Source organism: Epilithonimonas zeae (genome assembly GCF_900141765.1).
Classification (GTDB): Bacteria; Bacteroidota; Bacteroidia; order Flavobacteriales; family Weeksellaceae; genus Epilithonimonas; species Epilithonimonas zeae.
Genome location: NZ_FSRK01000002.1, coordinates 501180 through 524145, shown reverse-complemented (window position 1 = coordinate 524145; position 22966 = coordinate 501180). Strand labels below are relative to the sequence as shown.

Below are 22966 nucleotides of genomic sequence, written 5' to 3'. Positions count from 1 at the left end.
ACAGTATCTTTGCATTAATAGAAACACAATGGGCTTATTTTCCAAAATTATTTTTAAAATACTGAAAGAGAATTCTCTCGAGGTCGTCCGAAAAAACAAAAATTCCAAAATTGGGAACGCATTCAGAATTGGGAATTATTCTCATTTTTCTATTCATCCGTCTGCTTCTTTGTTGATTGGCAGTCGGGTTAATCTTAGAAACTATTGCAATTTTGTATTGGGAGAAAACGCGACAGTTATTCTGGAAGAGAATGTTTTTATGAATAATTATTGTTCTATTAATGCTATAGAAAGAATAGAAATCGGGGAAAACACTTTGTTTGGCGAAGGCGTAAAACTCTACGATCACAACCACGAATATAATGGGAAAGTTGTTGAACATCGCAAATTCAAATCTTCTCCTATAAAAATCGGTAAGAACTGTTGGTTGGGGAGTAATGTCACAGTTCTGAAAGGTGTTACGATTGGTGATAACTGTATTATTGGTGCAGGTTGCCTTATTCATAAAGATATTCCGGCTAATATGATAATCAAAAATATAATCGAGTTATCTACTATTGCCCATGAAAAATAATTCACCAATGCTTAGTGTCATAATGATTACTTATGGCCAAGAACGTTATATTTCCAAAGCAATTGAAGGTGTTTTTTTGCAAAAAACCAATTTTCCTGTAGAATTGATTATTTCTAATGATGCCTCACCAGATAATACCGATGAAATTATTAATAGAATAGTTCCATCTGCTCCAGCCAATATTTCTGTAAAATATATAAAGCATATAGAAAACCTTGGTCCTATTCTTAATTTTCAAGATTCTTTGAATAAAGCAAAAGGAAAATATATCGCCGTATGTGAGGGAGATGACTATTGGATAGATAGTAATAAGTTACAGTTTCAAGTTGATTTTTTAGAAAAAAATCCGGAAATCTCTCTTTCATATCATAGGGTGAAATACCTTAGGAATGATGAAGAAATCATATTACCTCATCATGAAGGTAAAAATGAAGTAACCATTAGTAATATAGAAAACCTTTCAAAGATTAATTATATCAATACACCGAGTGTAGTATTTAGAAATAATCTAGTTCACTATGATACCACAGTAATGACTTCTAAAATTGGTGATTATCCACTATGGATGCTATTGGCAGAAAAAGGTAATATTATTTATTTCCCAAATATTTTTGCAGTTTATAGAGAAGGTGTTGGGATACAGTCATCTCTTTCCAAAACAAAACAGCTAGAAACTACAAATGAAATGTTATTCTTGTTAACAGAATATTTTTCCGAAAGGAATAATGTTTTAAATAATCTTGAAAATCAAATCTATAATAACAAAAAAAAACTGGAAGAATTGCTGAAAAGAGAAAACTATTTTTTCAATATCCTTTTTTCATTAAAAGAGAGTTTCATTTATTATAAACGCAAATTTTTCTAATGGATAAGAGAATAAAAATTGCCATTGCAACAAACGGGAGATTGAAACCAATGGGAACCTTTAGCAGAAATTATATAGAATATTTACCTTTTGCAAAAATAGTGCTTTTCGGAGGTTTTATTCCTTATTTTTATATGGGGACATCTCAGAAACAACAAAAAATTCTTAGATATTGGTATTCCTTGTTATCACTAAAAAATCAGACAAAACTGGATAAGTTGATCAAAAACAGGTTCAAGAAGATTCTACAAAAAGAGAAAGTAAATTGTGTCTTAGCTGAATTTATGAATACCGGATCAGCAATAAGAGAAGCATGTAAGGAATTGAATATTCCTATTGTTGCTAATGTTTTGGGATATGAAATCCATCAGGATGCAGTTGTAGAAAAAAACCACCAGGAATATAGAAAATTGGCCAACTATAAATCTATTGTTGTACCCGTTGCAAAAAATATGATTCCTAAGCTGAAGAATGTTGGCTTCTTAGACAGTCAAATTATATTCTCTCCTCTTGGTGCTAGAGATGAGTTTTTCGAGATCAATCCAGATTATTCATCGAAAAGATTCATTGCGATAGGTAGATTTGCAGAGATGAAGTCTCCCCTTTCAACAATTAAAGCATTTCATAAAGTTTTAAAAAACTTCCCTAATGCAAAACTTACTTTTGCTGGTGACGGTGAACTTTTTGAAGACACAAAAAATCTCGTTGATCAACTGAGTATTCAGGATTCAGTAGAATTTGTAGGTTGGATTTCACCTGAAGAACAAATTAATTTGCTTTCCAAAAGTGCCATCTTTATCCAGCACTCTGTCACAACTTCTATTGGGGATGCAGAAGGTACACCAGTAGCAATATTGGAGGCTTCTGCAGCAGGACTTCCGATAGTTTCAACAAAACACGGAGGGATTGTTGATACAGTAATCGATGGAAAAACCGGTTATCTTGTGGATGAAAATGACTGGGAAGAAATGGGAAATAGAATGGAAGAACTTTTGCGTTCTCCGGAACTTATCGAAGAATTTGGGCAAAATGGCAGACAATTTATTCTCGAAAATTTTTCGATGAAAAAACACATCGAAGAAATTGAAAAAGCAATCCGAACTATAGTCAAATTATAAATGCTCCTCCATCCAGATTCCTAAAACCAATAACGACCAATGTTTGTAATTGTAGTTCAACTGCCTCTGAACTTCACTAAAATTTAATTTGGTAAATATTTTTGAAGATGGATTTTTGAGAATTTCTGTTGTCAATTTTTCCATTTCAGAGATTTTTAGCCAATCTACAATTGGAGCTCCGAATCCCTGCTTTTTTTTATTCAGAATATTTGAAGTCAATAAGTTACCAAATGCTTTTCTTAATATCATTTTTGTTTGACTGGAATTAACTTTATATTTTGCAGGAAGTGCAGAGCAAAATTCAACTAATTCTTTATCTAAAAAAGGCGTTCGCAGTTCGATGGAATGCATCATGGCAATACGGTCATCTTTTACAAGATAATCTCCGGAGATGACATTTGTAAGATCCATTTTCATGCAGGTGTTCAGGTTATTTTTATCTAGTTCAAATGGATACTGATGCTCATAATCTGAATCGATCTTGAGCAATAATGAGGTTTCTTCCTTAGAAAAATTGTTATGAACCTTTCCTTTTTGATAAGCCACGATATCAGGGAATTTGGCTCTGAAAATTTTATCCAGAAAATATTGTCTGGACTTTTCTAAACCTAACTTCCCGCTGATTGTAGAACCGATTTTATACATTGGTAAAAAAGCAGAATTTGCGCTACCTTTTTCTAGAATTTCTTTTTCTTTTTGATACCATCCGTAACCACCAAATAATTCGTCCCCGGCGTTACCTGTAATTACAACAGTCATATTTTTTGCCGCCTCTTTGCAGATAGTATAGGTAGCCAAAATTGCAGTATCTGCAATTGGTTCATCCATATTTTTAAGAACTTCAACCAAAGTTGTGGAGATTTCAGAATTTTGAAGTGCAACTTCTTTATGAGCCGTTTTATACTTCTCAGCAATACTTCTTGCATCTGGCATTTCGTCCCAATCACCTTCATATTGAAAGCCTAACGTTATCAAGTTTTGATTTTTCTGTGAAGAAAGGGCAACCAAAGTTCCAGAATCTAAACCTCCACTGAGAAAAGCGCCAACTTTTACATCTGCAACTAACTGTTTTTCAACAGAACGTTCAACTAAATTTTTAAACTTAGCAATAGCCTCTTCTTCGGAGATTTGCAATTCATTATTTGGAAAATTCCAATATTGAGAAATCTTAATTTCTCCGTCATTATAAATAAGCTGATGGGCAGGAGGTAAAACTTTGATATTTTTATAGATGCTTTGCTGGCTGTCGACATACATATGCCTCAAAAAATGATAGAGGGCTTCACTATTCAGCTCTTCATCAACCAATCCCGACGCAAGAATGGCTTTGATTTCAGAAGCAAAAATGAATTCTCCATTCTTTCCAATAGCATAATAAAAAGGCTTTTCTCCAAAACGGTCTCTTGCACAAAACAGCTTTTGATTTTTTTCATCCCAGATTGCAACTGCAAACATCCCATTGAGATGCTTAGGAAGCTCGGAACCATGCTTTTGATATAAAGACAGAATAACTTCTGTATCGGTATTGCTTTGAAAAGGATATTCTGATAAATTTTTTTTCAGTTCGCGGTAGCCGTAGATTTCACCATTGAAGGCAATACATTCATTCTTTGTATTAGAATACATTGGTTGATGACCATCTTTGGAAAGATCAACAATAGCTAATCTTCTGAAACCTAAAAAACAGTTTTGAAAATACTCTTGACCTTCATCATCCGGACCCCGATGGATGATAGAATCGGTCATATTTTTCAGAGTCTTTTTATAAAAATTTTCTTCAAGAATATTTTTCCTAACAATCCCTGCAATTCCGCACATATAGCAATATTAAGACACAAATCTAAGATTATTTTGTTAATTTTGAGCATATTATTAAATGATGAAAACTTTCTCTGTTTTAATTGCGCACTACAATAATTTTGAATATTTCAAAGATTGTTACAAAAGTCTTACGCTCCAGACTTGCAAAGATTTTGAAGTCGTTTTGGTAGATGATTGTTCTACCAATGACTCTTTTGAAAAAATAAAAGAACTCACGAGAGATGATTCAAGGTTTCGTCTATATAGAAATGACAAAAACCAAGGTGTGGGATTTACAAAAAAACGTTGTATAGATTTAGCAAAAGGAGAGATTTGTGGTTTTGTTGATCCCGATGATGCAATATCTGAAAATGCAATAGAAAGAAGTATGAAAAATCATACAGAAAAAAATGTAGTAACCTATTCTAGGCTTTTGTTGTGCGATAGTAATCTTAATCATTTAAAACTTTTCCCACAATCAAGAGCCATTAAAAATGGTGATCAGAAATTTTTCAATATTTTCTTAGAAGCTAATCACTTTTTTACTTTTAAAAAATCTGCTTATAACAAAACATCAGGAATCAATCCGGAACTCACTTCAGCCGTTGATCAGGATTTGTACTTAAAATTATATGAGATTGGCAATTTCACTTTCATTAATGAGGCTTTATATTATTATAGATTGCACGAAAAAGGTGTTTCACAGGAAAAATCCAAAAAAGGTAAACTGAATGAAAACTGGCAACAAGTAATTCTAGACACAGCAAAAAGAAGAAATATTGGAAGATTATATGGTAAAAATATTCAGGATATAAATGACCTGCCAGAGTTCATTTTTAAGAATCAAAACACTTTTTTTAAAAAAATCCAAAGAAAGCTGCAGTAATGGATATAATTATTAAGTCTTTCAACCGTCCATTTTATTTGGACAGATGTATCTCTTCCATCGAAAAATATGTGTCCGGAGATTTCAAAATTAAAATTTTGGATGATGGAACACCTGCAAAATTTTTAGATCAGATTCGCAAAAGGCATCCTGATGTCGAGATTCTTTTATCGGACAATTATGATAAAAAAGTTAATGCTATTGGAGAGAATTTACTTTCCGGCAAGCCTATTAATGGTATAAAAATTCCCACCAAATTCTGGTACGAGAATGTTAAAAATGCTTCAGACTACGTCATTGTAACAGAGGATGACGTGTGGTTCACAAAACCTGTAAATCTAGAGGCGTTACAACAACAAGCCCGAGAATTTGATATCCATCTGCTTAAGTTAGGTTGGCTTGGTAATGAAAATGAAAGAAAAGATCTGATTTTAAAATCCATTTCAAATGAGATTGAATCTGCAAAACCGAAGGATCTTTTGCTGTTAAACAAAAAGTTAATGGAAGCTTTTTTTCATAATCAGTACAAATTTTTCACAATTCTTTACAAATTAAAAATCGTAGATAATCTGACACCGTTAAAATATTGGTCACTTAACTCCATATTGATGGGGTTTTACAAAAAAGACTATTGGTTAGAAATATGGAAAAATATGGATGGAAAAGTTGACGAAAAAAAACAATTAGCGAATGCATCTGTTTTTTATAAAAAACATCAACAAAACCCAAATTTTATTTCAAGGCTGAAAACAGAATCGATGAAAACCACTTTCCAATCATCCGCTACTAATTCCTATCACGAATATGGTTTCGATTTTGATGTCAACCTATTCAATCATTTAATCAATGAAGCTTGGCTGAGAGGTGAATTTGATGCTATGGAAAATTTCCCTAAAGACTTCTCTTTGAATTACTTTAAGAAATTTGTTGCTGATAAAATCAAATTTCCAGAATTCCAAAAATGGGCAGACCAATTCCGGAAACAGTATGAAAATATGGGCTGCCAGACAGAATAAAAAAACTCTGAAGTAATTTTCGGAGTTTTTTATTTTAGATCTAGTCTTTTATAATAAGACCCGCATATTTACCATCAAATTCTACAATGTAAGGCTGCAGATTCTTCGACTCACAAAAATCTTTAAAAGCAGCATTATCTCCAATATCATCGCTCATAAAAATCCCACCTTTTCTTACCTTACTGAATAATAGATTGTAAGCCCAAATTCTGCCATTATAAGATTTATCACTATCGTAATGAACCACATCAAAAGAATTGGCTTTACCGAAAATTTTAGGTAAGGATTCTTTATCCGCATAACGATAAAGATCCCAATTATTTCTATACTTCTGCGGAATGACGCAACCTACGAAATCTTCACTTTGATTTTGCAGTAAATACGGCATGTCCGAACTGTAAAGTGTTCCGTTTCTGTGAACCAATGAGGCCAAAGCTGCAAAAGATGACCAGCCATAAGCTACACCTGTTTCAACAGTTTTCTGAGCATTGGTAAATTCATTAATATAATAGATAACACTTAAAGATCCTGCTCCTCCTAATTTCACAGGTGCTTTTGCCTGAACCTGAAGCGCATCTGCAAACTCCTGAGGAAATAGCTTCTCAAACGGGATAAAAGATGTCTTCAAAACATTTTCTATAAAATCTTTTTCCGAGATGGCCAAGGATGCACACCACTTTTCTGCATCTTCCTTACCTCGTAAAGCAGAAGATCTATTGAATATATTTTTCCAGATTTTTCTTCTAAGTTCAGGATAAAGATCCGGGCGTTTCAGATACGCAAAGAAAGTAGATGCAATTTCGGAGATTTTACTCATACAAATATGTTTTGAGTTGCAAAAATACAAAAGAATTGCACAAACAATGCTTATATTTGTTTTTTGAGAATTTTTTTTGAAAAATACAAATGCATCGAAAAATCAAAATCCTTTTCCGACACCGCTCAATGGAAATAGGAGGCGTAGAAAAAGTTATTCTGAGCCTTCTGGAAAATCTTGATAAAAACAAGTTTGACATTACCTATATCGTTAGCCTTTATCAGGGCGAACTGCGTGACAAAGTTCCTTCTCATATTCGTTATATTAAAATGAATAAAGGGAGAGAAGACTTTTCGACTAACCCTTCGATCCATAAGATTCAACTTTCATTAAGAAGTTTAAAGATTAAATTCTTTGAAAAATTTCCGACTTGGGTTGACAAAATTTATCTGAATGAAAAATTTGATGTAGAAATCGCATCAACTTATTCAGATTTTGCTCCTGTTCTGGGGAGTTCAAATCACAGATCGAAAAAGATAGGATGGTTCCATTCAGACATCACTTTTCCAAAATTACAACCTCTTGTTCCAAAAATCTTGAGTCAGATCCCAAAGTTTGATTATTTCATTTTTGGATCACAACAGACCAAAGATATTTTAGAAGCAACTTATCCTAACCTTGATTTGCCTGAAAATAAAGTCATTCTTAATGCAATTCCAATCCAAGAGATTAAGCAAAAAGCGACAGAATTTGTTCCGGACTTTAAGACTTCTGATCCTGTTTTTGTTTCTGTTGGAAGATTGCATTCCAGAAAAGGGTATAAAAAACTGATTGAAGTCCACTCTCAATTGATTAGAGACGGATTCTCTCACAAAATTATTATTATTGGTGACGGCGAAGAAAAAGAAAACCTTGAAAATCTTGCAAAAGAATTAGGTGTAGACCAATCTTTTATTCTAATGGGATCTTTGCTCAATCCTTATCCTTATGTAAAAAATGCAGACTTTTTCATTATGCCGTCCGAATCAGAAGGCTGGCCTTTGATTATTGCAGACACTCTCATTCTCCAGAAACCTATTATTTCGACTGCTGTTGGTGGCATTCCGGAAATGATAATCCATAAGGAGAACGGACTCCTTATCAATTATGATTCGGAGGAGATTTACAATGCAATGAAAGAATTTATGACCAATAAAAACCTGATTAACAGCTTAAAGGACAATTTAAAAAATTCTGAAAAGCAATTTGACAATCAGAAGATTTTTGATGCCGTAGAAAATATCTTGATTAATTTAGCTGGAAAATAACTAATGAATTTCATTTACAGAATCATTCTAAAAATCCATACTGTTTGGGAAGACATCTATAAAAATGCTTATATAGAGATTTGTAAATCACGCGGCATGAAAGTGGGAAAAAATGTCATTTTCATAGAAGCTCCTGCTTTCGGTTCAGAACCTTATTTGATAGAAATTGGAGATCACACAAAGATTACCGCAGGTTGTACATTCATCAATCACGACGGTGCAATGTATGTCATACGCAGTATGGAAAAATATGCTGATGCAAGAAATTTTGGAAGAATAAAAATCGGCAATAATTGCTTTGTTGGCAATAACTGCATCTTCCTTCCGGGAGCTCAGATGGGTAACAATTGTATTCTGGGAGCAGGATCGGTTCTTAACTCCTCTATGCCAGACAACACAGTGTTTGCAGGAACTCCTGCAAAATATATATGTACTATAGAAGAATATGGAGACAAAGCACTGCAGAATAACGTTATATATCCCCGCGAACTGGAAAAAAACAGACCGCAGCTTGATAAATACATCCACGAAAACTTGCCTCACCATTACAAACCAGTAAAATAAGAGAATGATTTATTAATTTTAATCATTCAAAAACTATTCATATCCTAATATTTATTTTTAAGATGCTTATCTTTGCAAAAATTTAGGAAAGAGTATAATGATTAATATTGCAGCAATAGAGTATTATTTGCCCAAAAATATATTAACCAACGAGGATATTTCGAAAGAGTTTCCGGAATGGAGCGCCGAAAAAATCAAGGCAAAGATTGGTGTAGAGTCCAGACATATTGCTGATGAGTCTGAGACGGCTTTGGATTTGGCAGTTCAGGCTTGTGAGAAACTTTTCAAAAAATACGACAAAAGCAAAGTAGATTTTATTTTATTCTGCACGCAGAGTCCCGATTATTTTTTACCCACGACAGCCTGTATTTTACAAGACAAATTAGGTCTTGCCAAGAACATTGGCGCATTGGATTTCAATCTTGGATGCTCTGGTTTTGTATATGGACTAACCCTTGCTCAAGGGCTTATCGCTTCTGGCGTTGCAAAAAATATATTATTGGTGACCTCCGAAACTTATAGCAAATTTTTGGATAAAAGTGATAAATCCAACAGAACTATTTTTGGAGACGGAGCAGCCGTAACTATTGTTGAAAAGGATGATTCTAAAGAGCATTATCAATTTTCTGTAGGGACAGACGGCAGTGGTTTCAACAATCTGATTGTAGAAAAAGGAGCTTCCCGAAACAAAACAGAAGAGCAGCCTACCCTTTTTATGAAAGGACCAAAGATTTTCACTTTTGCTGTAGAAAACATCCCGAATTTGATTCAGGATACGCTTAAAAAGAATAAACTCAAATTGGATGAGATTGATTTATTTGTTTTCCACCAGGCGAGTTCTTACATGCTGAATTATCTCAGAAACCTTTGTAATATTCCTGAAGAAAAATTTTTTGTTGATATGAAAAATATTGGCAACACAGTCTCGGCAAGCATTCCTATCGCTTTGAAACTGGCTTTTGAACAAGGCAGAATAAAAGAAGGATTCAAAGTCATGGTAGCAGGTTTTGGCGTTGGCTATTCTTGGGGAGCGGGAGTTTTAGAATTCTAAAATTTGAAAAAGAAAATCCTTATCAGAATTGGTTCTCTTCGTCACGGTGGCGCAGAAAAAGTTCTGGTGACTTTCTTAAAAAACCTTCCTAAAGACAAATACGAAGTCGATCTGTTACTGAATCTCTATTCGGGAAAATATCTGACAGATGTTCCTGATTGGGTGAATGTAATGTTCCTCAACCGTGGCGAGATGATCACGACCAACCGCCCAAAAGATATTCCTAAAAAAATATACCGTGTTGTTTATCAGCAGCTGCTGAAGAAATATCCAAAGATTCTTTACAAAAGAAAACTCAAGAACAAACAATACGACATCGAGTTTGCCGCAATCCACGGTTTTATGGACGAAGTGCTGAACAGTCCGTTGAAGTCCTCCAAAAAACTGATGTGGATCCACAATGACCTGACTCAAGTGAGTGGCTACACGCCGGAAAAAATCAGACGCTTTTTCAATTATGACAAGGTGATGGTAATTTCTGAAAAGATTCAGAACACTTTTTTATCGTTAGCAAAAACCGAAGAAGAAAAATCAAAGATTATTAGAATTTATAATCCTTTGGACACCGATGAAATTCTCACCAAATCTCAGTCCGAACTTCCATCAACCATCAACCATCAATTATCAACCAATAACAATCCATTATTCATTTCCGTAGGCACGGTTTTCCCTCAGAAAGGATTCGACAGATTACTAAGAGTTCATAAAAGACTTTTGGATGAAGGTTTCCAGCATAAAGTATTGATTGTAGGCGACGGCTACGATTTTGAAAATGTAAAGAAGCTGAAAACAGAATTAGCAGTTGATGAATCAGCAATAATGCTGGGTTTTACAGACAATCCTTATCCTTATTTCAAAGCAGCAGATTTTTATATTCTGAGTTCCCGTTACGAAGGCTTTCCAACTGTTTTGTTTGAAGCAATCACTTTAAAAAAGAACATTATTGCAACCGATGTTTCCGGCGTACAAGAAATGTTAGAAGGCGGGAAATTAGGCTTAATTACAGAAAATTCTGAAGAGGGAATCTATAGCGGAATGAAACAGGCTTTAAACAATCCTGAAACTTTCCAAACCTATCAGGACAACTTGCAGAATTATGAGATGCCTTTCAATTTGGAAAATTCTGTCCATTCGATAATGGAAATCATTGATAATTTGTAATTTTATCCAATGGGTTATTCTGTTATTCAAAAAGATTTTTACAGGGAAAGTGGAAAATATCTGTCATCTTTTCAGATTCTGAAAAAGTGTTTCAGCCCCAATCTGCATTATATTTATATTTTCAGAAAAACACAAAAGCATTACAAAAAATCAATCATTGGCTCACTTTACAAGCTGATCCTGCGGCATTACCAAATCAAATACGGATTTCAGATCTACCCACAGACTCAGATTGGCGAAGGACTTTATCTTGGACATTGGGGACAATTGGTCATTAACCCAAAGGCTAAAATCGGAAAAAACTGCAACATTGCTCAAGGTGTAACCATCGCTCAGGCTAATCGTGGAAAAAATGAAGGCGTTCCTGTGATTGGTAACGAAGTCTGGATTGGTCCAAACGCTGTTATTGTAGGAAATGTCGTTATCGGTAATAATGTTTTGATTGCTCCTAATGCTTACGTCACAACAGATGTCCCTGATAATTCTGTAGTGGTTGGTAATCCCGCTGTTATTTCTTCAAAAGCCAATGCAACGGAGAATTATATTAATAATAAAGTTTAGTGCCAGAAGTAGATTTTCAAAACAGCAGATAGAATGATATGACTTCTGCTAAGACAGATCTTCTTCCTGTTCAACCATTTCAAATGTATTCTCAGAGTGAGGTTCAGTCTTTCAATCCTATTCGTTCCATATCTTTTGGAATGGTGAACCACTTTTGGAATTAAATATTGATAGTTCTTCAGCTGGTCGGTGAATATCATTTTTGCTTTGGCATTCAATAAAGTTTTCACTAAAGCGTTCAGGGTTTGATTATTTCTTTCTCCAATACAGAATGCTGCGGTTTCTCTCGTCACCTTATCAATAGCATAAACCAGCCACATCGGGTTGCTTTTCTTTCTGATAAAAAATCGCATCTCATCCAGTTCATAAGTCTTTCCGAATGATAGTACAGGAGGTACAATATTTTATGCTATATTTTTAATTCTTCTGAGCAATGTCGTAGCTGATATTTGTAATACTCTTGCAATAGAACGGATAATTAATGGATTGATATTAGAGTGATAAACTTTGTAAGTATAATAGTCCAAAAACCTTTTATGACAACCTTTACAGATATACTGTTGTTTTCTGGTTTTTGTAGTCCCATTTCTAATGATCTTGCCTGAATAACAAAAAGGACAAATTCCTGTATCACTAACTTTGACATATCTATAATGATTCCCAATCATTTGCATTCTATTTTTTCTCCAAAAATAAACGAGGGTAGGTAATTCCTACTCTCGTTTTTAAATCTATTAATTATTATTTTATTTGATTTTTAATGAGTTAATATAAAAAATCACACTTATAACTAACTTTGAAACATTACCAGCTCCCGAAGCCCCACTTAAAAATCAATCTTTGATAAGCCACAGCTTTTTCTATTAAAAAAAGTTAATTTACAATCCATCAAAAAATCATTAGCGATTAAAGATTATCTTTGCGAATTATTTCTAGGATGAAGAAACTTGTCATAATTCCAACTTACAACGAAAAAGAAAACATCGAAAAAATCATTTCGGCGGTTTTTGATTTGCAACAGGATTTTCACATTTTGGTTGTAGATGACTCTTCTCCGGATGGAACTGCGGAAATTGTAAAAAGTTTGCGGGAAAAATATCCGGTTCAGCTTCACTTGACTGTTAGGAAAATCAAGGATGGATTGGGCAAAGCTTATATTCACGGATTTCAGTGGGCAATTCATAATGATTATGATTTCATTTTCGAGATGGATGCCGATTTTTCTCACAATCCGAAGGATTTAATCAAACTTTATGAAGCCTGCAAAAATGCAGACATGTCCGTTGGGTCCAGATATTCGCAGGGTGTGAATGTGGTGAACTGGCCGATGGGAAGAGTTTTGCTGTCTTACTTTGCTTCGAAATATGTACGTTTTGTTCTTGGGCTTCCTATTCACGATACGACTGCGGGATTTGTTTGTTTCAGAAAAGAAACATTGATAGCAATCGGTTTAGACAAAATCAAATTGAAAGGTTACGGTTTCCAAGTTGAGATGAAATATAGAGTTTTCAAGAAAAACCTGAAAATTGTAGAAGTTCCAATTATTTTTACAGACAGAACAGAAGGTGAAAGCAAAATGAATGGCGGCATCATCCAGGAAGCCGTTTTTGGTGTTCTGAATCTCAAATGGAAAAACCTCATCGGAAAATTGTAGTGATTATGAAATATTTATTTTATATATCAATGATTTTCTGCGTGTTGTCTTGCGAAGAAGCAATACAGAAACCTGAACATATTTTGCCCGAAGAGAAAATGTCTGAGATTATTGCAGATTTTGCCATCAATGACCAGAGTTATAACATCGGAGGAAATATCAATACGGAAAATGCGACGAGATTTATTCTTAAGAAATATAATATCAAAGGTCAATTATTTTCGGACAGTTATAAATATTATATGACGAAGCCGGAAGATTTGAAAGATATTATGAATAAAGCTCAGGACATCATCAAGTCAAAAGACCCAAAAGCAGAAGCTTACATCAATAAAAAATTAAAAGAAACTAACGCAAACGGAACTGTTCCTGCACAAGCGAGATAATCGTTGTGGAAATCAAGTTCTATTCGGTAAAATAATAACCGAAGCGAAAATTAAGATATACGAATGAAATTTTTTGAAATCGAAAAAACTTCAGAGTCCAAAGCGAGAGCTGGAGTCATTACGACAGACCACGGACAAATCCAAACCCCGATTTTTATGCCGGTTGGAACTGTTGCATCGGTGAAAGCCGTTCATCAGAGAGAACTGAAAGAAGATATAAAAGCCCAGATTATTTTAGGAAATACTTACCATTTGATGCTTCGTCCCAAGATGGATATTATGGAGCAAGCGGGCGGACTTCACCAGTTTATGAATTGGGACAGACCAATCTTGACGGATTCTGGCGGTTATCAGGTTTTTTCTTTGGCAAAAAGCAGAAAAATCACTGAAGAAGGTGTGAAATTCAAATCACATATCGACGGCAGTATGCATTTTATGTCGCCAGAGGTTTCTATGCAAATCCAAAGACAGATTGGAGCTGATATTTTTATGGCTTTTGATGAGTGTATTGCTTATCCGAGTGATTATAATGCTGTGAAAACCTCAATGGAACTCACGCATCGTTGGTTGAAAAGATGTATCGATTGGACTGAAGAAAATAAAGAGTTGTACGGTCATAAACAAAGATTGTTCCCGATTGTTCAAGGGTCTTGTTATTCAGATTTAAGGAAAATTTCGGCTGAGGTAATTTCAGAAGCTGGAGCAGAAGGTAACGCTATTGGTGGACTTTCCGTAGGTGAACCTGAAGACGAAATGTACAGAATCACAAACGAAGTAACAGACATTCTACCAAAAGATAAACCAAGATATTTGATGGGTGTTGGAACTCCTTGGAATATTCTGGAAAGTATTGGTTTTGGTGTTGATATGATGGATTGTGTAATGCCGACGAGAAATGCGAGAAATGCAATGCTCTTCACTTGGCAAGGAGTGATGAATATGAAAAACGAAAAGTGGAAAGCAGATTTTTCACCGTTGGATGAGTTTGGAACAAGCTATGTGGACCAAGAATACAGCAAAGCTTATGTACGTCACCTTTTTGTAGCGAAAGAATATTTGGCAAAACAAATTGCTTCGATTCACAATTTGGCATTTTATCTGGATTTGGTAAAAGTGGCTAGAGAACATATTGTTGCAGGCGATTTTTATCAGTGGAAAGACCAGGTTATTCCGCAGTTGAAGCAAAGGCTGTAAAAAGACAAGAAAAAAGTAAAAAGAATCAAGATTTAATCAATTATCAATCATCATTTATCAATTATAACTAGATGAAAATCATAGACCTTTACGTCATCAAAAAATATTTGGGAACCCTCATTTTTATGTTGGTGTTGTTATCTGTGATTATTATGGTGGTGGACGTTCAGGCAAAAACCCCAAGGATTGAGAGCAACGGATTTACGGTTGGTTATTTTTTATTGAATTTCTATCCGTTTTGGATTATGAATTTGATTCTGACATTTATGTCGATTCTCGTTTTCATTACCGTAATTTTCTTCACTTCCAGAATGGCGAATAACACAGAGATTGTTGCTATTGTAAGTAGTGGAGCTAGTTTCCATAGATTTGCAAGGCCTTATCTTGTGACTTCTTTGCTGATTGCGTTTATCACTTTAGCAGTTAATCACTTCATTTTACCTTGGTCCAATATCAAGAAAAATGTTTTGGAGCCTTACACCTACAACGCTATTAATAAAGAAAAACTTCTGGGAAACATGAGCATTGCCTCCAACATCAATCCCAGCGAATATATTTTTGTCAACAGCTACAACAAAAAGGAAAACCGGGGAACTGGTTACATGTATCAGAAATTTGATAAAAATAAGAAATTGATTTATCAGATTACCGCGACGGACATCCAATGGGACGCAAACAAAAAGAATTTTGCCATCAGCAATTATACAGAGCGAACGGTCAAAAAAGATAATACCGAGATTCTTGGAAGCGGACCAACTAAGATTCAGGATTTCAAATTACCACCGTCCGAATTATTTCCTGACAAACTGGTAGCTCAAAACAAAACAACGCCAGAATTATTGGAGATGATAAAGCGTGAAAGAATGAAAGGGAATAATAACGTAACTTCCTTTTACAATGAGCTTTATCAAAGAACGTCAATGCCGGTTTCTATTATTATTTTAACATTTTTAGGATTGTCTTTGTCATCTGAAAAAAAACGTGGTGGATTAGGTTTGAACTTGGCGTTAGGAATTGCCTTGGCATTTTTATTTGTGTTCTCTTTTCAGGTTCTGAATGTCGTTTCCGAAAACAAAACACTCACGCCTTTATTGGCAATGTGGCTTCCCAACATCGTTTTTGCACCGATTGCAGCTTATCTTTACATTAAAAGAGCAAATCAGTAACTTCAAGATTTTCAAATTTTACACTTTTGCTGAGCGTAAGTGCCTTTGCAAACTTATAAATGTAATATGGAATAAAATCTTTGCGAGATTTGCGTTCAAATAAATCAATAAAGCAACGCAATTTCTTTATGAAAGAATTTCTGCAAGCCTTCATTTTCTAAATCAATCCAAAGAAAACCATTTTTGTCAGCATTTTGTATTATGCCATTTTGGCGCACATCATTTATCTCAAAAACCGAAATCTCTTCTTTTCTGAACAGGTTCTGGTTGTAATCATCCAAAATTTCCTCTTCAGAAGGAAAGTTTTCTAATCTTGAAATCACACTTTGATGAAATTGAATTGCAAATTCTGTCATGTCAAAATTGAGTCCTGTGGTAGTCAAAACCGAACCGGCTTTAGGAATATGGGAAAAATCATCTTGTAAAATATTGATTCCAATGCCCAAAATGTAAAATTCCTGATAATTAATTTTCTTTTTTTCGATAAGAATACCGCAAACTTTTTTTCCGTTGAGGATAACATCATTTGGCCATTTTATTTTAGCCTTGGCATTGGTCAGATTGGCAAGGAAATCCCGAACAATAATAGCGGTATAATAATTGAGGGATGTACCAGAGATATTGATTTTAGAAGATTTTACAGCAATACTGTAAGCCAGATTCTGATTCGGAATTACTCGCCATTCATTTCCATATTGTCCACGACCTTTGGTTTGATTAAAAGTAAAAACGGCAGTTGATTCGTCATCACTTAAAAGAGACAAAATTTCGTCATTGGTAGAAAAACATTCTTCAAGATGTATAATGCGGCTCATTTATGAAAACTTTAAGAGATTATTGCGATGGAAAACGGGAGATAAATAGATAAAAATCAATAAATTTGCAAATTAGACAATTTTTTGAATGAGTAAAAGTACAGAAAAACAATTATTGGTAGACAAAATCGTAGAAGCGATTCAAGATACAAAAGGAGAAGACATTCAAATCTTCGACTTATCAAACATAGAAAATGCAGCAGCAGGTACATTTATCATCTGCAGTGGAAACTCAAACACGCAAGTTTCTGCAATCGCTGGTAACGTAGAAAAAAAAGTTAGAAACGAACTCAACGACAGACCTTGGCACGTAGAAGGGACTGAGAACTCTATGTGGGTTTTGGTAGATTACGTTTCTGTAGTGGTTCACATTTTCCAAAAAGAAATCCGCGAGTATTACGATATCGAAGAACTTTGGGGAGATGCCAAAATCACGAAAATAGAAAGCTAAAAACAGATGCGTTTTGCATCAACAATTTTAAAAAATAAGAATGAATAACAAAGGATTCAATTGGTTTATACCGGTTTTGTTGGGACTTATTTTACTGATATTTCTTCCAGGACTTTTGGGAGATTCTATGGTGAAAAATATAGATGAAAAAGATTTTTACAGTCTTGTGCAACAAGGCAAGGTAAACGAGATAATGGTCTTCAAGGACAATTCCAAAGCCGATGTTTATCTTACCAAAGCAGCAAAGGCAGAATTAGAAAAAGGAGAGAAAAAAAGCGATCCGCTTTCTGTAATCAATATCAAGCCTAATCCGGATTTTGTATTGACTTACGGTGATTTGAGATATTTTCAGGAAAAATTTGATACAATCAATTCCAAACTTCCGAAACAAGCTACAATGGAATTTGGAAAAAGCCAAAGCGGAATGTCTGAGATATTCTTCACGGTTTTGATTTGGGGAGGATTTTTCGCATTGATTTATTTCTTTATTTTCAGAAAAATGGGCGGTGGTGCTGGAGGTCCTGGCGGACAAATCTTCAGTATCGGAAAATCCAAAGCTAAATTATTTGATGAGAAAGACAAACTGCAAGTTACTTTCAAAGATGTTGCAGGATTGGAAGGTGCTAAAGAAGAAGTTCAGGAAGTTGTAGACTTCTTGAAGAATTCTGAAAAATATACAAAATTGGGAGGTAAAATTCCGAAAGGTGTTCTTTTGGTAGGTCCTCCGGGAACTGGTAAAACCTTATTGGCGAAAGCTGTTGCAGGGGAAGCTAAAGTTCCGTTCTTCTCACTTTCAGGTTCAGATTTCGTAGAGATGTTTGTTGGGGTTGGAGCTTCCAGAGTTAGAGACCTTTTTGCTCAGGCTCGTGCAAAATCACCGGCAATTATCTTCATCGATGAGATTGATGCGATTGGTAGAGCAAGAGGAAAAGGTGGTTTCCAAGGTGGCAATGACGAACGTGAAAATACATTGAATCAACTTCTTACAGAAATGGATGGTTTCGGTACAGATGTGAATGTCATCGTAATGGCAGCAACTAACAGAGCTGATATTTTGGATAAAGCATTGATGAGAGCTGGACGTTTTGACCGTTCTATCTATGTAGACCTTCCGGAATTGCACGAGAGAAAACAAATCTTCGATGTGCATTTGAAAAAAATCAAGTTAGACGATTCTATCGATAGAGAATTCTTGGCAAAGCAAACACCAGGTTTCAGTGGAGCTGATATCGCAAATGTTTGTAATGAGGCTGCACTTATCGCAGCAAGAAACTCTCACGAAGCAGTTAACAAACAAGATTTCCTGGATGCTGTTGACAGAATCATAGGTGGATTAGAAAAGAAAAATAAGGCTATCAAACCTTCAGAAAAGAGAAGAGTAGCTTTCCACGAAGCTGGTCACGCAACGATCTCTTGGCTGGTAGAGCACGCAGCGCCACTTCTTAAAGTGACAATTGTTCCTAGAGGACGCTCTCTTGGAGCAGCTTGGTATCTTCCGGAAGAAAGACAATTGACAACAACTCAGCAAATGTTGGATGAGATCTGTGCAACGCTTGGAGGTAGAGCAGCTGAACAAGCTGTTTTCGGAAATATATCTACAGGTGCTTTGTCTGACCTTGAAAGAGTTACGAAACAAGCACAGGCTATGGTTACAATTTATGGACTGAACGATAAGGTTGGTAACATTTCTTACTACGACAGTTCAGGTCAGTCTGAATATAGTTTTGGAAAACCTTACTCTGAGCAAACCGCAAAATTGATTGACGAAGAAATTTCGAAGTTAATAGAAACTCAATATCAAAGAGCGGTTACAATTCTAACTGAAAATAGAGATAAGTTAGATGCTTTGGCAAGTAAACTTTTGGAAAAAGAGGTAATTTTCCGAGAAGACTTAGAAGAAATCTTTGGAAAACGTGCCTGGGATCCGGAATTAACTGAAAAACCTGTATCCAGTTTAGATAATCCTGCAGACGCTGGAAATGTCTTGAATACAGAGAGTTAATTCTAAATCTATTGAAAATACAATAAAAAAGTCCTAAATAATTTAGGATTTTTTTATTAAAATAAAGTTTTGGTTTTTAGAGTATTATAATAATTCTTTACATTTGTAATAATTAATAAAAAAAGCACAGAAATTGAGTCTGTTTAAGAAAATCGTAAATAAGATAATGAACCAGCCCGAAGAGGTCGAACCAGATGTAACAAAACTGGCGGATCAGCTTCGTGATGCAGATTTGGATTATAAATTTGCGCAGCTTTTTACGCATTCTGGTGGCTTTTTCAATTATTGTGCTGATGAGTCAGAAGCTTTGCAGACGCTTAATCAGATTGTAAAAATCGAGCAAATTAATAACGTGTTTTGCTGGGATCAGGACTTGAAAAATTTTCTGGATGTTATCAAAACAACAAACTCTCCTGAACTCACAGAAGATAACGACGCCGCTTTTATCACTTGCGAATATCTGATTGCTTTTGATGGCAGAATAATGCTTTCTCATAATAATATTCTTCATTATCACTCCTCACGCCTACCAAGCAAAATCATCATTATGGCCAATGTTTCTCAGATTGCGAGCAATTTGAACGAAGCGATGATGAAGGTAAAACGTGCAGGAAACCTTAAGAATTTGACTTCTATCAGCGGAAGCCAGTCCAAATTGGATACTCCTAATAAGGATAATACCAAACTTTTCTTACTTTTGCTGGAAGATTAAATTTCAGTTTTGGATAAAAATTTCATTCAGCGTTCTATTTCAGGACTTGTATATGTTCTGGTAATAGCGATTTGTACCACACCTTTGGGAGAATATCTGTTCAGCAGCTTTTTGCCAGAAGTCAAGCAGCAATATCTTTTTTATGGTTTGATAACATTTTTCCTAGTTGTAGGACTTTATGAATGTATCAAGATTATGAAATTTGATAACAGCATTTACAAATGGCTGGTTTTCCCTATTGCTGCATTTATCTATTACAAATTCACGAAACGCTTTTTCTATCACGGTTTTTTCTTTGATTATAACTTCAGCGAGATGTTGTCTTTGGCGTTAATTCCAATTGCAGCGATTACTCTTTTCAAATATTCCAGAGAACTTTACTTCGAGAATGGTAAACTGATTTTCACAGTCGTTTATTTGGCTTTGCCTTTTGGTTTTGCTTTAGGGTTGCCAAAATTTAGTACACTGGATCCAAGTAAGCCTTTTACTTTAGAAGTTTTTATGCTTTTTGTTTTGATTTGGAGCAGTGATACTTTTGCTTATCTCACAGGAAAATTCTTCGGAAAACATAAAATGGCACCAAGAATTTCGCCTAAAAAAACTTGGGAAGGTTTTGCCGGGGGTGTAATTCTGACATTAGTTTTAGGCTTCTTTGTAGAACAATATTTCCCTGAACTGAGAGGGAATTGGATGATTGTTGGATTCCTTGTTTCTGTATTCGCTCCGTTGGGAGATTTGGTAGAAAGTCAGTTAAAGCGTAGTTTTGCGGTTAAAGACAGTGGAAATATTATTCCGGGTCACGGTGGTATTCTTGATAGATTGGACAGTTTTATCATTTGTGCGCCGGTTATTTACTTATATTTTATTTTAGAAAAATTGGTTTAAAATTAATTATATGAAACTTCATAAAGAATCGAAAGGAACCTTGATTGTTGCAATTTTGTTCATTGCATTTATCGGAACCATATCTATTTATTATTTACAATTATGGTCTTTGGTTATTCTAATTCCATTATTGGTGATGTTAGGATTGATTTTCTGGTTTTTCCGAGTTCCTACAAGAGCTATTTTGGACCACACAGAAAATGTAATCGCCCCTGTTGACGGAAAAGTGGTAATGATAAAAGAAGTTTTCGAAGATGAGGTTTTGAAAGCTAACTGTATTCAGATTTCTATTTTTATGTCACCGCTGAATGTTCATATCTGCCGTTACCCTGTTAGTGGAGAAGTGAATTACAAAAAGTACCACCCAGGAAAATATCTGGTTGCGTGGCACGAAAAATCTTCTACAGAGAACGAAAGAACTACAGTCGCTGTAAAAAGTTTGACCAATCATCAAGTGGTTTTCCGCCAGATTGCGGGTTATGTGGCGAGAAGAATTGTTTTCTATTGTAATGTTCAGGATACGGCGAAAGCAGGACACGAATTCGGATTCATTAAGTTTGGTTCCAGAATGGATGTTTTCCTTCCTTTGGATACAGAAATCCTTTGTAAAATCGGAGATAAGACCAAAGGTGGTTTGGACGTTATCGCAAGAATGAAAGATTAATATTTCATCAATATAAATTAAAAGAGACTTAATTAATTAAGTCTCTTTTTTTATCCGAGAATTCTACAGTTCGGTCGGAGTTTTCGCAGGTTCGGTCGGATAATTTTCTTTTTGATGTTCAGGCATTCTACTTTTGAACCATCAAATAAATTTAAAACAATGAAAACATCAGTATTCTTTTCTCTATTCTTAATTTTATTATCATTTTTTTCTAGAGCTCAAATGGATGACAAATTCTATCAGCCAAAAAAAGAAATGAAACCTTTGGAATTCAAAAATATCGAAAATGTAAGTCTGCCTGTAGAAAATGATACCATTACAGCAGTTGTTTTGAAGCCAGAATCAAAATCAATCTCAAAAACCATTTTATTTTTCCATGGAGCGGCAGGAAATATCTCCACTTATCAATATATTACTAAACCCTTGGTTGAAGATGGATTTCAGGTTGTAATGGTAGATGTTAGAGGTTACGGAAAATCAACAGGAAAACCAACACACCAGAATGTGGCAGAAGATGGTCAAAAAATGTTCAATTATCTATTGACCCGACAAGATATCAAGAATACAAAAATCTATATTTATGGAGCTTCTTTGGGCTCTCAGATTTCGACACACCTGGCTAAAGATAATCAGGCTAAAATCTCAGGACTGATTTTGGACGGCGGAATGTCCTCTTTCACAGATATTGCCATCAAATTTAAACCGGAAATGAAAGAAGTTATTGAGAAATATGTGATTTCTCCTTACTCGGCGAAAGAAGATGTTAAAGCTTTGAAAGGACTTCCAAAATTATTTCTTTACAGCAAAGGCGACTCGACAGTTCCTTTTGAACACGGGCAAGTCATTTATAATAATGCACCAGAACCTAAACAGTTTTTAGAATTTTCTGGAGAACATATCCAAGCGATGGTTGTTGACAAAGATAGAGTTGTAAAAGCAATTGAGCAATTATAATAGAAAAGGGAAGATTAAATCAATCTTCCCTTTTATTTTTTAGCTTAATAAGGCTTTGTATTTTTCTCGGTTATCAATCAGTACCCAAATATTGATTAATAAAAGAATAACTGCGATAATTCTACCTTCATTTGTTGGAAATAAAGTGAAGTTGTGAAGTACAATTCCTACCAGTACGGGTAAGATAACTATTGCGCCCAAAGCTCTGGTTTTTGGAATGATGAACAATATTCCTCCAATCAATTCGACTAAACCAATTAATGGCATCAACCAAACGATTTCTCCAAAAGCAGCAAACAATTTTATTTGCTCCGGTTTCATTTCCGGCATTGGCATATAATGCAGAAACTTGTCTAATCCGGCATTGATAAACATAAATCCGAAAAGTAAGCAAAGAACGAATTTTACAATTTTCATATAATA

24 protein-coding genes and 1 pseudogene are annotated in these 22966 nt (G+C 34.8%); 20 read left to right on the top strand and 5 right to left on the bottom strand.

The window, feature by feature from the left end; translation table 11 throughout:
- The first annotated feature begins 28 nt into the window (after positions 1 to 28).
- Genes BUR19_RS14195 through BUR19_RS14185 form a run of 3 tightly spaced genes read left to right on the top strand, consistent with a single transcriptional unit; the run spans position 29 to position 2557 of the window.
- A complete protein-coding gene (locus BUR19_RS14195; RefSeq protein WP_074236106.1) occupies positions 29 to 574 on the top strand; it encodes an acyltransferase in 546 nt (181 codons plus the stop codon).
- Entirely contained in the window at positions 564 to 1439 is an 876-nt protein-coding gene (locus BUR19_RS14190; RefSeq protein ID WP_074236105.1) for a glycosyltransferase family 2 protein, read from the top strand. Before BUR19_RS14195 ends, BUR19_RS14190 begins: the two co-directional genes overlap by 11 nt.
- Positions 1439 to 2557 carry a glycosyltransferase family 4 protein gene (locus BUR19_RS14185; RefSeq protein WP_074236104.1) on the top strand — a complete coding sequence of 373 codons (1119 nt, stop codon included), beginning with the start codon at positions 1439 to 1441 and terminating at the stop codon, positions 2555 to 2557. Before BUR19_RS14190 ends, BUR19_RS14185 begins: the two co-directional genes overlap by 1 nt.
- Here the strand turns inward: BUR19_RS14185 and asnB are convergent.
- A complete protein-coding gene (gene asnB, locus BUR19_RS14180; RefSeq protein WP_074236103.1) occupies positions 2552 to 4375 on the bottom strand; it encodes an asparagine synthase (glutamine-hydrolyzing) in 1824 nt (607 codons plus the stop codon). The two genes, BUR19_RS14185 and asnB, sit on opposite strands and share 6 nt — an antisense overlap.
- A 58-nt stretch (positions 4376 to 4433) precedes the next feature.
- On the opposite strand from asnB, the gene BUR19_RS14175 reads away from it, so the two are divergent.
- Together BUR19_RS14175 and BUR19_RS14170 are read left to right on the top strand one after the other, a co-directional pair.
- Positions 4434 to 5243: a glycosyltransferase family 2 protein gene (locus BUR19_RS14175; protein ID WP_074236102.1), complete on the top strand. Its 810-nt coding sequence runs from the start codon at positions 4434 to 4436 to the stop codon at positions 5241 to 5243.
- Positions 5243 to 6259 carry a glycosyltransferase family 2 protein gene (locus tag BUR19_RS14170; protein WP_074236101.1) on the top strand — a complete coding sequence of 339 codons (1017 nt, stop codon included), beginning with the start codon at positions 5243 to 5245 and terminating at the stop codon, positions 6257 to 6259. Before BUR19_RS14175 ends, BUR19_RS14170 begins: the two co-directional genes overlap by 1 nt.
- 40 nt (positions 6260 to 6299) lie before the next feature.
- Here BUR19_RS14170 and BUR19_RS14165 read toward each other — a convergent pair whose 3' ends face one another.
- On the bottom strand, positions 6300 to 7076 hold the full coding sequence (locus tag BUR19_RS14165) for a class I SAM-dependent methyltransferase (RefSeq protein WP_074236100.1): 777 nt from the start codon (positions 7074 to 7076) through the stop codon (positions 6300 to 6302).
- An 89-nt stretch (positions 7077 to 7165) separates the two neighbouring features.
- Here BUR19_RS14165 and BUR19_RS14160 point away from each other — a divergent pair, with 89 nt between their 5' ends.
- From BUR19_RS14160 to BUR19_RS14140, 5 genes are all read left to right on the top strand, one after another.
- Positions 7166 to 8323 (top strand): glycosyltransferase, encoded by a 1158-nt coding sequence (locus BUR19_RS14160; protein ID WP_074236099.1) that lies wholly within the window; start codon positions 7166 to 7168, stop codon positions 8321 to 8323.
- Positions 8324 to 8326: 3 nt separating this feature from the next.
- Positions 8327 to 8887, top strand: a complete 561-nt coding sequence (locus BUR19_RS14155; protein WP_074236098.1) for an acyltransferase — start codon at positions 8327 to 8329, stop codon at positions 8885 to 8887.
- A 97-nt stretch (positions 8888 to 8984) separates the two neighbouring features.
- The gene (locus BUR19_RS14150) at positions 8985 to 9938 is read left to right on the top strand and encodes a 3-oxoacyl-ACP synthase III family protein (RefSeq protein WP_074236097.1); all 954 of its coding nucleotides are present in this window, start codon (positions 8985 to 8987) and stop codon (positions 9936 to 9938) included.
- A gap of 3 nt (positions 9939 to 9941) precedes the next feature.
- A complete protein-coding gene (locus tag BUR19_RS14145; RefSeq protein ID WP_074236096.1) occupies positions 9942 to 11099 on the top strand; it encodes a glycosyltransferase in 1158 nt (385 codons plus the stop codon).
- A 9-nt stretch (positions 11100 to 11108) separates the two neighbouring features.
- Positions 11109 to 11660: a serine O-acetyltransferase gene (locus tag BUR19_RS14140; protein WP_074236095.1), complete on the top strand. Its 552-nt coding sequence runs from the start codon at positions 11109 to 11111 to the stop codon at positions 11658 to 11660.
- On the opposite strand, the pseudogene BUR19_RS19310 reads toward BUR19_RS14140, so the two are convergent.
- Positions 11657 to 12328, bottom strand: a pseudogene (locus BUR19_RS19310) (IS1 family transposase). The gene BUR19_RS14140 and the pseudogene BUR19_RS19310 sit on opposite strands and share 4 nt — an antisense overlap.
- A gap of 269 nt (positions 12329 to 12597) precedes the next feature.
- Between BUR19_RS19310 and BUR19_RS14130 the strand changes: the two are divergent.
- The 4 genes from BUR19_RS14130 (at position 12598) to BUR19_RS14115 (ending at position 16060) form a co-directional block, all read left to right on the top strand.
- Complete coding sequence (locus tag BUR19_RS14130; RefSeq protein WP_074236094.1) at positions 12598 to 13314, top strand: polyprenol monophosphomannose synthase; 717 nt, start codon at positions 12598 to 12600, stop codon at positions 13312 to 13314.
- A gap of 5 nt (positions 13315 to 13319) precedes the next feature.
- Positions 13320 to 13700 (top strand): DUF4296 domain-containing protein, encoded by a 381-nt coding sequence (locus BUR19_RS14125; RefSeq protein WP_175565915.1) that lies wholly within the window; start codon positions 13320 to 13322, stop codon positions 13698 to 13700.
- A 63-nt stretch (positions 13701 to 13763) separates the two neighbouring features.
- The gene (gene tgt / locus BUR19_RS14120) at positions 13764 to 14894 is read left to right on the top strand and encodes a tRNA guanosine(34) transglycosylase Tgt (protein WP_074236092.1); all 1131 of its coding nucleotides are present in this window, start codon (positions 13764 to 13766) and stop codon (positions 14892 to 14894) included.
- A 71-nt stretch (positions 14895 to 14965) separates the two neighbouring features.
- Positions 14966 to 16060 (top strand): LptF/LptG family permease, encoded by a 1095-nt coding sequence (locus BUR19_RS14115; RefSeq protein WP_074236091.1) that lies wholly within the window; start codon positions 14966 to 14968, stop codon positions 16058 to 16060.
- A gap of 104 nt (positions 16061 to 16164) precedes the next feature.
- Here the strand turns inward: BUR19_RS14115 and BUR19_RS14110 are convergent, their stop codons facing one another.
- Positions 16165 to 16875, bottom strand: a complete 711-nt coding sequence (locus tag BUR19_RS14110) for a biotin--[acetyl-CoA-carboxylase] ligase (protein WP_074236090.1) — start codon at positions 16873 to 16875, stop codon at positions 16165 to 16167.
- A gap of 88 nt (positions 16876 to 16963) precedes the next feature.
- Here BUR19_RS14110 and rsfS point away from each other — a divergent pair, with 88 nt between their 5' ends.
- The 6 genes from rsfS (at position 16964) to BUR19_RS14080 (ending at position 22543) form a co-directional block, all read left to right on the top strand.
- The gene (gene rsfS, locus BUR19_RS14105) at positions 16964 to 17326 is read left to right on the top strand and encodes a ribosome silencing factor (RefSeq protein ID WP_074236089.1); all 363 of its coding nucleotides are present in this window, start codon (positions 16964 to 16966) and stop codon (positions 17324 to 17326) included.
- 40 nt (positions 17327 to 17366) lie between these two features.
- Complete coding sequence (gene ftsH, locus BUR19_RS14100) at positions 17367 to 19328, top strand: ATP-dependent zinc metalloprotease FtsH (RefSeq protein ID WP_074236088.1); 1962 nt, start codon at positions 17367 to 17369, stop codon at positions 19326 to 19328.
- Positions 19329 to 19461: 133 nt separating this feature from the next.
- Positions 19462 to 20040, top strand: a complete 579-nt coding sequence (locus BUR19_RS14095; RefSeq protein WP_074236087.1) for an LUD domain-containing protein — start codon at positions 19462 to 19464, stop codon at positions 20038 to 20040.
- A gap of 9 nt (positions 20041 to 20049) precedes the next feature.
- Positions 20050 to 20925 (top strand): phosphatidate cytidylyltransferase, encoded by an 876-nt coding sequence (locus tag BUR19_RS14090; RefSeq protein WP_074236086.1) that lies wholly within the window; start codon positions 20050 to 20052, stop codon positions 20923 to 20925.
- 10 nt (positions 20926 to 20935) lie between these two features.
- Positions 20936 to 21589 (top strand): phosphatidylserine decarboxylase family protein, encoded by a 654-nt coding sequence (locus tag BUR19_RS14085; protein WP_074236085.1) that lies wholly within the window; start codon positions 20936 to 20938, stop codon positions 21587 to 21589.
- Between the two features lie 159 nt (positions 21590 to 21748).
- A complete protein-coding gene (locus BUR19_RS14080) occupies positions 21749 to 22543 on the top strand; it encodes an alpha/beta hydrolase (RefSeq protein WP_074236501.1) in 795 nt (264 codons plus the stop codon).
- 39 nt (positions 22544 to 22582) lie between these two features.
- On the opposite strand, the gene BUR19_RS14075 is transcribed toward BUR19_RS14080, so the two are convergent.
- Positions 22583 to 22960: a MauE/DoxX family redox-associated membrane protein gene (locus BUR19_RS14075; RefSeq protein WP_074236084.1), complete on the bottom strand. Its 378-nt coding sequence runs from the start codon at positions 22958 to 22960 to the stop codon at positions 22583 to 22585.
- Positions 22961 to 22966 lie beyond the last annotated feature (6 nt).